A 654-nucleotide genomic window follows, 5' to 3' on the forward strand; every position below is an offset into this window, starting at 1 on the left:
CGCCCGCGCCGCCCTCGACGGGGTCATCGCCTCCTCCATGGCCGCCGACGCCCTCGACGCCATCGGCGGCGACACCCTCCCCCTCGTCATGCTCGACAGCGACCCCGCCGCCGGCACCGCCGCCGCCCACGTCAACCTCGCCATGGCCGACGGCATGCGCCAGATCACCGCACACCTCCTCGCCCTCGGCCACCGCCGCTTCCTCCACCTCGCCTCCGCCGTCGACTCCTGGACCTTCGACACCCGCGCAGAAGCCCTGGCCGCCGCCCTCCTGGGCCGCGGAACCGAACTGCGCACCGTACGGTCCCCCCTCACCGTCGACGGCGCCCGCACGGCCACGGAAACCGCCCTCGCCACCCCCCAGGGCAGGCCCACCGCCATCGTCTGCGACGACGACATCCTCGCCGCCGGCGCCTGCAAAGCCGCCCGGCGCCTCGGTCTGCGCATCCCCGAGGACCTCTCCGTCACCGGCTTCGACGACCTCGCCCTCGCCACCGCCGTCGAACCCGAACTCACCACCGTCCACCTCCCGGCCGAGCGCGTCGGCGAACAGGGCATGACCGCCCTCCTCGCCGTCCTCGAAGGCACCCCCTGGACCGCCCCCGACATCCCCGTCCGCCTCGTCGTCCGCGACTCCTCCGGCCCCGCCCCCAC

1 protein-coding gene is annotated in these 654 nt (G+C 75.4%); it reads left to right on the forward strand.

Translation table 11 applies throughout. From position 1 onward, the window contains the following. Window positions 1–654, forward strand: a 654-nt coding sequence (locus tag PV721_RS43690; RefSeq protein ID WP_319734479.1) for a LacI family DNA-binding transcriptional regulator, incomplete at both ends; no start/stop codon positions are given.

The organism is Streptomyces sp. MB09-01 (assembly GCF_033794505.1).
Taxonomy (GTDB): Bacteria; Actinomycetota; Actinomycetes; order Streptomycetales; family Streptomycetaceae; genus Streptomyces.